A 7034-nucleotide genomic window follows, 5' to 3' on the forward strand; every position below is an offset into this window, starting at 1 on the left:
GCTTTTTTTCTTATAATTCTGTAAAATGTAGTTTATAGAGTTATAAAATGGGGTGAGCTAATTGGTTAATGATTTCCCGATACTTGGAAATGACGGTGAATCGATTTATTCCAATCCTGATGAATTGCTCGATTTGTTCCTGAATTGCACGGCAGATGGGGTTGCCATCATTGATATGAAGAACCGTTTTATAAGGGTAAATCATATGTATACGGTGATTTTTGGCTATACCGAAGAGCAAGTTATTGGCAGGAAGTTTACCGATTTTCAGAACCCGGAAGAAGTGAAGGATATTATAAAACTGGTCAAACTGGGGAAAGTTTACAGCAATGTGATCACACAGCGCTATCATCAGGATGGTTCGGTTCTGGATATATCGGTTTCGTATTCTCCTTTCAGAAATTCAAAGGGTAAAATTATAGCCGTACTGGCTATATTCCGGGATATGACAGAGTTTAAAAGCATGGAGAGGGAATTAAGAAAAACCAGGGAACTGTACGATTTGATAACGGAGAATACGACAGATATGATCAAAGTCTTCACAAAGGATCAAACGGTGATTTATGCATCCCCATCTCATGAGAAAGCTTTGGGATATTCGCCGGTGCAGCTTGTTGGGAAGACCTGCGGCACTGTCATCTATTCCGAGGAGGAGAGAGAAAAGTTTAACATGGTATGTCAAAAGCTGCTGGAAACAGGAGAGCCTCAGATCCTTGAAACGAAGATGGATACGATTAATGGCGAAATCGTTTTCGTAGAGACAAGCATTTCTCCTATAATAAACGATAGAGGCGAGATTGAATTATTTGTGGCAGTAGGCAGAAACATAACAGACAGAGTTAATAATGATGCGGCTTTGCGTAACTTGGACCGCCTGTCCATTATCGGACAGCTCGCAGCAGGGGTTGCACATGAGATCAGGAACCCGCTGACTTCATTAAAAGGTTTTTCAAAACTGCTCCAATCCAGCGTTATTCAGGAAAAACAGGATGATTATTTATCCATTATCATGGAAGAGCTTGATCGAATTGATATCATTGTCAATGAGTTCATGTCCCTGGCAAAACCCCAGGCAATCGAGTTTGAGAAAGGGAGCTTAATGTCCATTCTTGAAAGTACGATTAACGTACTTCATCCGCAGGCACTGCTTCACAATGTTCAAATTCATCTCAATCATCGTGAGAATGATGTCATGCTTTTATGTTCACCTCCCCAGCTGAAGCAAGTGTTTGTGAACTTTTTAAAAAATGCGATTGAAGCGATGCCGAATGGCGGAAATGTATATATCAGTGCCGAAAGAATAGAGAACAGGCGTGTAAGGATTGCTTTTGCAGATGAAGGAGCAGGTATTGATAGTGAAATGCTGAAGTATCTTGGGACCCCTTTTTATACGACAAAAGATAAAGGAATCGGTTTGGGGCTCACAGTCAGCAATAAGATTATTCAGGAGCATCAAGGTTTGATGGCCATCGAAAGTCTTATAGGTGAAGGCACTAGGGTGATTGTGGAATTGGATTGTATATAGCGTGTACAGCTCATCTCTATAGGGGTGGGTTTTTTATTTTCAAAAATGAAACACTGCCTTGCAGCGCATAGCAAGGCAGTGTTGTTAACGTAAAGCATCTTTTAGAACTTCACCCTCCAAAAAGTCCGGAGCAGGTATGTCCAGCAGCTTATAGACAGTTGGGGCAATATCGAGTGTAGTAATCGAGCCAATCCGGCTGTCCTTTTTAAAAGAAGGACCATGTGCAAAGAAGACTGCCCTGAGTTCTTTCCGATCAGGATTGCCGCCGTGGCTGCCGAGTTCAATTGCCGGCATATGGGGACTTGTTAGGCTGCTTCCCATCATATAGCCCCTTCCGCCAAGCAGCAAAATGTCTCCCTGGTTAGGGTGCTTATTCTCTTTATTATTTCCGTAGGCAATCTGATAAGGTTGTTCTTCCTTTCTAAAAAGGTGACGGAAAAACTGCTTAGCAGTTTGATTAAAATGGCTGAACTGCCCTTGCTTAATGGAATCACCAGCTTCACCAAAATAGCCCTTTAGGATTTTTGTCTGAAATTCCGGCTTGATTTTATACTCGCTAAAAAGTTTCTCTACTTGGTCTGCCGCCTTTTCCTTCTCTTTTTTAGTGAGGTTTTCATTCAGATAAATTTGTGCAGCTGACCCGCTGGCTACAGCCATTGCTTTGGAGTTCTCCTCATCCACTTTGCCTTTTTTATCTGTCGCTAAAAGGCCTGCTTCTTTCAAAAGAGTGTTTGGAGCAAGGATGGTATGAACTGGTTCCATGCCGTGGTCGGATACAACAAGAAGGTGGTCTATTTCGCTAAGGCTATCCACCGTCTGTCCAACGACATCATCGGAAAGCTTGTATGCCCATTCAATGTATTTCCTATGTTTTTGTGAATTTTCCTCGGAATATCCAGGCTGACGTGGATCTGACAGCAGAAAGCGGTGTGATTCATGATCAATTTGAGGTGTATAAAACATCAGCAAATCAGGCTGGTATTCCTCTTTAATATAAAGAGACACATCAGTTGCCCAGCTGACAAAACGTGAACTGATTTCTTCGTACTCTTTTCTGGTAATCCACTTTTTTTCAAAGGCCTTTGTATCATCCTGGACGGGGAAAAAGCCGAATTCTGAAAGCAGCTCCTCTTCAAATCCGTCGGGGCCTTCAATGAGGGCTGATGTAACGGCCGTCCGGTAAATGCTTGCTTTCTCAAGGCCAGGGTCAATTTTCAGCTTAAACCAGAATCCTGCAGATTCGCCATCGACTTCAACAGGAATTGCCCCCCATTCATTGGCATTGACAGTGACATCTTTGAGGTCTGCTGAACGGTTTTCCGAAAAAATGAAACGATTATAATTGGTCTTCCCATCATCTGAAGTGTCTAAAGCTAATATATAAAGTTCTTTGTTCTTTGCTTTTTTTATTGGCAGCTCCAATATAGCTTCCTTTATAGGGCTAAAGCTGCTTTCGGTGTGCTTCCAGCTCTCTGCTTTCTTGAACTGAAGCTGATCCAGAGAACTCTCAGCCCAGGTTTCGCCATAATAGACTGCGTAATCAGCCTGTGTTCCTGCATCAGGATTTGATCCGGGAAACAGCACTGTGGCAGTTGTTTTGCCGTTTTTTTTGGCTTCTGCCCAAAGCGGGCTTTTATCGAGCGGCTGATGAAAGGCGCTTTCCCCATTTGCCAATTCCTTATGGGGATCCTGCCACTTATTGCTGACCATGCCGGTCTCCGGCGGGGCTGCACCAGAAGCTATTGCAGCATGAGATGGGGCGGTCAGCGATGGGGTTACGGTTTTGGAATCCCTGGCCGATACGCCATTCTTCATAAGTTTTTTTATGTGGGGAAGTTTGCCTTCCTTTACATACTCTTTTGTAAGGTCATTTCTCATCCCATCAAAGGAAATCAGCACAACCTTGTTTTCCTGTCCATCCCGATCCTCTGCATATCCTGAGGATGGAAATACACTCAATCCTATTAATAAAATAACGATATAAAAATAGTGCTTAATCATTATGTTTCCTCCAAGGTGTAAGTAAATTGGTACAAGAGGTTATTCCCTGTATTTCTTATAAATAAACAAATAATCGACTTTTTACCGGCTAGAGCCACTCAATTGTTTTTATGAAGAAGGAAGATATACAGAGGACAATTATCCCGAATCAGTTAAATAAAGTGATGCAATAGATTCAATAAAATTTTTCCAGTCCCAAAAAGGTAGACTGAAAGTTTCCGAATCTATATTTTTAGAGTAGTCTGCAAAATTCGACAGAAAAAGATGAGGGATATGGAGGAAAATATATGGCAATGTTAAAAGGTTCATATGGAAACAGAGCTCTATTAAAAGGGACTGTTGCTGCAGCTATATTTGCAGGAGGAGTCATGGCACCGTCAATTCCGAACTTTTCAAGTGAGATATCGGCAGAAGCGGCATCATATACTTATACGGTAGATGCGACCAGCCTGAATGTCCGTTCCGGACCGGGGACAAATTATAGCAGGATCGGCAGTCTGGCCCAAGGCAGCAGTATACAAGCAATCGAACACCTTGCCAGCGGCTGGTACAAAATTAGCTATAATGGAAAAACAGGCTATGTCAGCGGCCAATACGTCAAAACAAATGAAAAACTTTACCGGGTGGATGCTACATCCTTAAATGTCCGAACAGGTCCGGGGTTAAATTACAGCAGTGTCGGCCTCTTAAAAAACGGATCAGTGTTAAGTGTCATACATAAGGAAAGCAACGGCTGGTTTAAAATTTCCTACAACGGCGGCACTGGTTACGTCAGCGGTGATTATGTAACAGCCGGTGATCCCCGTCAGGCCAGGATCAATGTACCGCTCATTGCCCAGCGGCCGGAGCTGCCAAGCGGATGTGAAGTGACTTCCCTTGCCATGGCACTGAAGTATTATGGAGTGAATGTCAGCAAAACAACACTTGCAAATGAAATGCCATACGACTCCACAAAGCTGGTGAGAAATGCGGACGGTTCTATTAAAACCTGGGGTGACCCTGATGTCGGGTTCGTTGGAACACCTTTTGGCAATGGGCACACGATAAATCCGGGGCCGCTGAAAAAGCTGCTTGACCAATATCGTCCTGGTGGAGTAAATCTGACCGGAAAAGAATTTTCGGAAATAGAAAAGGCTGTTTCAGAGGGTAACCCTGTGTTGGCATGGTTTACAATCAGCCATGAAATGCCGAATAAAAGAAGCTGGAAAACACCTGCCGGCAAAACGATCATTGCACCGACGCCACTGCACTGCATTGTCGTAACCGGTGTGGATGCAGATTATGTTTACTTTAATGACAGTGAAGCAGTTAAAAAAGATGTGAAAATGCCTAAGGAGAAATTCATTAAAATCTACAATGCCATGGGCAAGCGTGCATTGGCTGTAAAATAGCCAGAAAGCATCTGCGGAAAACTTCCGCAGGTGCTTTTTTTGCATATAAATATACGTCTCAGGTCTTAGCAAGGATTACTTTTGTGGTCTATGGCGGGCAATCGTGATATTTAGTATCGTATAACTTGAGAAGTTTTTTAAAAGTGTTTTAATAGAATTAAGGATATACGGATTTTTTGCTGAAAATGAATGTGGATGAAACTTTAGGTTTATAAAAAACGTATAAATAAGTAGGACTATGAGTAGGAGTCGATAAATATGAATTCCTTTTTAGCATTTGCTTTTCGTTTGCTGACGGCTGTTCCTTTGTCTGTCAGTGTTTGGCTGGCAAGTTACTTTGCATTCGGGCAAACTTTCATTTTGTCAGGGATTTATGGAGCTGGAGCCGGGTTTCTTACTTATTGGGCCGGGGGATTGATTCAGCGCCGCCGCTTTTTGAAAAAGCATGGATTGACGAAAAGGGAATACCAATATATAAAGCGAAATCTTGATGAGGCGCGCCGCAAGATAACCCGCTTGCACAAAGCGATGTTCTCAATTCGGCATTTCCCTACGCTGAAGCAGCGCATGGAGTTCATGAGGGTGACGAGAAGGATTTACAGACTGACCAGAAGTGAGCCGAAACGTTTTTATCAGGCCGAGCAGTTTTATTTTTCCCATTTGGATTCCGCGGTGGAGTTGGCGGAAAAGTATGTCTTTCTGTCTTCCCAGCCGAGAAAATCGCGTGAACTGGATCAGTCCCTTCAGGAGACCAGACGTACACTTGATACACTTACCCATCATGTGGAGGAAGATCTTCACAGGGTTATAGCTGAAGATATTGATCAGCTTCATCTTGAAATTGATGTTGCCAGGAATTCGATTGAGAAAATAAAAGAATCAAGAATTCATGATGAAAGCAGGAGATTAAAATGACAGAAGAAAAACCGTCCCTGTTAAAAAACACTAATTTATTGGATGATCTGATGTCAGATCCTTTTGGGGAAAAGCAGAAGGAAGCTTCCTCGCCTTTGCAATCGGAAAAGCGGACAAGGCTGATCGATGTGATCCCGGAAGAAAACCGGGAAAAAGCCTATCAGCTTGCAAAGCAAATCGATCCTGCCAATCACCAGGCAATGATCTCATACGGAACACCGGCTCAATCAAAGCTGTTATCGTTTTCTCATACAATGCTCGAGCATGTTCAGAAAAAGGACGTTGGTGAAGTGGGAACGATCATCAATGATCTGATGAAGAAATTCAATGATGTGAATCCGGATGAGCTGAAGCCGGAGAAATCATCCTTTTTTGCTCGTATGTTTGGAAAGATATCCGGTTCTGTTCAGGAAGTCCTATCCAAATACCAGAAAACGGGTGCTCAAATCGACCGCATCAGCGTCAAACTGGAAAGGAGCAAGAATGCACTTCTTTCCGACATTGTCATGTTAGATAAGCTTTACGAAAATAATAAAGAGTATTTTCATGCTTTAAATGTATATATTGCAGCAGGTGAACTGAAGCTTGAAGAGCTTCATGAAAAGACGATTCCCCAGATGAAGAAGAAGGCAGAAGAGTCGAATGACCAGATGAGGTTCCAGGAAGTGAACGATATGATGCAGTTTGCCGACCGCCTGGATAAACGCCTTTATGACTTGAAGCTGAGCCGTGAAATAACGATTCAAAGCGCACCGCAGATTCGTCTTATTCAGAATACCAATCAGGCATTGGTTGAAAAAATCCAGTCTTCCATTATGACGGCCATCCCGCTTTGGAAGAACCAGGTGGCCATCGCCTTGACATTGCTTCGCCAGCGCCATGCCGTCGAAGCCCAGAAGAAGGTCTCAAAAACAACTAATGATCTTCTTTTGAAAAATGCAGAAATGCTGAAAATGAATACAATTGAAACGGCACGTGAGAATGAACGGGGCCTTGTTGACATTGAAACGTTAAAGAAAACACAGGAGAACCTGATTTCCACTCTTGAAGAAACCCTGAGAATACAGGAGGAGGGCCGCCATAAACGCCGACAGGCAGAACACGACCTGGCCAAGATGGAAAATGATTTGAGGCAGGAGCTGCTGGAGATTAAGGGGAATTAGCAGGATTAAAAAAAGAGCAGATCGGAAGAGCACACGTCT

General features: G+C 43.0%; 5 protein-coding genes. 4 read left to right on the top strand and 1 reads right to left on the bottom strand.

Features of this window, described 5'->3' with window-relative positions:
- The first annotated feature begins 61 nt into the window (after positions 1–61).
- Positions 62–1525 (top strand): PAS domain S-box protein, encoded by a 1464-nt coding sequence (locus ACEQ1T_RS02040; protein ID WP_370221566.1) that lies wholly within the window; start codon positions 62–64, stop codon positions 1523–1525.
- Positions 1526–1609: 84 nt separating this feature from the next.
- Here the strand turns inward: ACEQ1T_RS02040 and ACEQ1T_RS02045 are convergent, their stop codons facing one another.
- Positions 1610–3526 carry an alkaline phosphatase family protein gene (locus ACEQ1T_RS02045; protein ID WP_370221567.1) on the bottom strand — a complete coding sequence of 639 codons (1917 nt, stop codon included), beginning with the start codon at positions 3524–3526 and terminating at the stop codon, positions 1610–1612.
- A gap of 287 nt (positions 3527–3813) precedes the next feature.
- Between ACEQ1T_RS02045 and ACEQ1T_RS02050 the strand changes: the two genes are divergently transcribed.
- The 3 genes from ACEQ1T_RS02050 to ACEQ1T_RS02060 all read left to right on the top strand — a co-directional run bounded on the left by ACEQ1T_RS02050 (position 3814) and on the right by ACEQ1T_RS02060 (position 6995).
- Positions 3814–4917, top strand: a complete 1104-nt coding sequence (locus tag ACEQ1T_RS02050) for an SH3 domain-containing protein (protein WP_370221568.1) — start codon at positions 3814–3816, stop codon at positions 4915–4917.
- Between the two features lie 258 nt (positions 4918–5175).
- On the top strand, positions 5176–5832 hold the full coding sequence (locus ACEQ1T_RS02055) for a 5-bromo-4-chloroindolyl phosphate hydrolysis family protein (RefSeq protein WP_370221569.1): 657 nt from the start codon (positions 5176–5178) through the stop codon (positions 5830–5832).
- Positions 5829–6995 carry a toxic anion resistance protein gene (locus ACEQ1T_RS02060; RefSeq protein WP_370221570.1) on the top strand — a complete coding sequence of 389 codons (1167 nt, stop codon included), beginning with the start codon at positions 5829–5831 and terminating at the stop codon, positions 6993–6995. Before ACEQ1T_RS02055 ends, ACEQ1T_RS02060 begins: the two co-directional genes overlap by 4 nt.
- Positions 6996–7034: the final 39 nt, after the last annotated feature.

This window comes from Cytobacillus sp. (genome assembly GCF_964223445.1).
Lineage (GTDB): Bacteria > Bacillota > Bacilli > Bacillales > Cytobacillaceae > Cytobacillus.